The organism is Streptomyces sp. NPDC001373, assembly GCF_042895815.1.
GTDB lineage: Bacteria > Actinomycetota > Actinomycetes > Streptomycetales > Streptomycetaceae > Streptomyces.
This window is the reverse complement of sequence record NZ_JBIAWQ010000057.1, coordinates 1-2,406: the sequence shown is the minus strand read 5'-3', so window position 1 is coordinate 2,406 and position 2,406 is coordinate 1. Positions and strand designations below refer to the sequence as shown.

Annotated in this window: 1 rRNA gene; it reads right to left on the bottom strand. The window is 56.5% G+C overall.

Annotation, left to right across the window (positions count from 1 at the left end):
• Positions 1–32: 32 nt before the first annotated feature.
• Positions 33–2,406: ribosomal RNA gene (locus tag ACFY15_RS36815) — 23S ribosomal RNA — on the bottom strand; the annotation flags it as partial.

Here is a 2,406-nt window from a genome sequence, read left to right as displayed (position 1 = left end):
CTTCAGAACTAACACAGTGGACGCGAGCAACTGAGGACAAGCCCTCGGCCTATTAGTACCAGTCAGCTCCACCCGTTACCGGGCTTCCACATCTGGCCTATCAACCCAGTCGTCTACTGGGAGCCTTACCCTCTCAAGGAGGTGGGAATACTCATCTTGAAGCAGGCTTCCCGCTTAGATGCTTTCAGCGGTTATCCCTCCCGAACGTAGCCAACCAGCCATGCCCTTGGCAGGACAACTGGCACACCAGAGGTTCGTCCGTCCCGGTCCTCTCGTACTAGGGACAGCCCTTCTCAGTATTCCTACGCGCACAGCGGATAGGGACCGAACTGTCTCACGACGTTCTAAACCCAGCTCGCGTACCGCTTTAATGGGCGAACAGCCCAACCCTTGGGACCGACTCCAGCCCCAGGATGCGACGAGCCGACATCGAGGTGCCAAACCATCCCGTCGATATGGACTCTTGGGGAAGATCAGCCTGTTATCCCCGGGGTACCTTTTATCCGTTGAGCGACGGCGCTTCCACAAGCCACCGCCGGATCACTAGTCCCGACTTTCGTCCCTGCTCGACCCGTCGGTCTCACAGTCAAGCTCCCTTGTGCACTTACACTCAACACCTGATTGCCAACCAGGCTGAGGGAACCTTTGGGCGCCTCCGTTACCCTTTGGGAGGCAACCGCCCCAGTTAAACTACCCATCAGACACTGTCCCTGATCCGGATCACGGACCGAGGTTAGACATCCAGCACGACCAGAGTGGTATTTCAACGGCGACTCCACAACCACTGGCGTGGCTGCTTCAAAGTCTCCCACCTATCCTACACAAGCCGAACCGAACACCAATATCAAACTGTAGTAAAGGTCCCGGGGTCTTTCCGTCCTGCTGCGCGAAACGAGCATCTTTACTCGTAGTGCAATTTCACCGGGCCTATGGTTGAGACAGTCGAGAAGTCGTTACGCCATTCGTGCAGGTCGGAACTTACCCGACAAGGAATTTCGCTACCTTAGGATGGTTATAGTTACCACCGCCGTTTACTGGCGCTTAAGTTCTCAGCTTCGCAACCCCGAAAGGTCACTAACCGGTCCCCTTAACGTTCCAGCACCGGGCAGGCGTCAGTCCGTATACATCGCCTTACGGCTTCGCACGGACCTGTGTTTTTAGTAAACAGTCGCTTCTCGCTGGTCTCTGCGGCCACCCCCAGCTCAGAGAGCAAGTCTCATCACCAGGAATGGCCCCCCTTCTCCCGAAGTTACGGGGGCATTTTGCCGAGTTCCTTAACCATAGTTCACCCGAACGCCTCGGTATTCTCTACCTGACCACCTGAGTCGGTTTAGGGTACGGGCCGCCATGAAACTCGCTAGAGGCTTTTCTCGACAGCATAGGATCATCCACTTCACCACAATCGGCTCGGCATCAGGTCTCAGCCTTAACGTGTGACGGATTTGCCTACCACACGGCCTACACCCTTACCCCGGGACAACCACCGCCCGGGCTGGACTACCTTCCTGCGTCACCCCATCGCTTACCTACTACCACCTTGGATCGGCGGCTCCACCACTTTCCTTTCCCCGAAGGGTCCGGAACGGCTTCACGGCCTTAGCATCAGAGGATTCGATATTGGGCGTTTCAAAGCGGGTACCGGAATATCAACCGGTTGTCCATCGACTACGCCTGTCGGCCTCGCCTTAGGTCCCGACTTACCCTGGGCAGATCAGCTTGACCCAGGAACCCTTAGTCAATCGGCGCACACGTTTCTCACGTGTGTATCGCTACTCATGCCTGCATTCTCACTCGTGAACCGTCCACAACTAGCTTCCGCTGCTGCTTCACCCGGCACACGACGCTCCCCTACCCATCACAGCAGGCGTTGGCCCTATTGCTGCAATGACACGACTTCGGCGGTACGCTTGAGCCCCGCTACATTGTCGGCGCGGAATCACTTGACCAGTGAGCTATTACGCACTCTTTCAAGGGTGGCTGCTTCTAAGCCAACCTCCTGGTTGTCTCTGCGACTCCACATCCTTTCCCACTTAGCGTACGCTTAGGGGCCTTAGTCGATGCTCTGGGCTGTTTCCCTCTCGACCATGGAGCTTATCCCCCACAGTCTCACTGCCGTGCTCTCACTTACCGGCATTCGGAGTTTGGCTAAGGTCAGTAACCCGGTAGGGCCCATCGCCTATCCAGTGCTCTACCTCCGGCAAGAAACACACGACGCTGCACCTAAATGCATTTCGGGGAGAACCAGCTATCACGGAGTTTGATTGGCCTTTCACCCCTAACCACAGGTCATCCCCCAGGTTTTCAACCCTGGTGGGTTCGGTCCTCCACGAAGTCTTACCTCCGCTTCAACCTGCCCATGGCTAGATCACTCCGCTTCGGGTCTAGAGCGTGCAACTCAATCGCCCT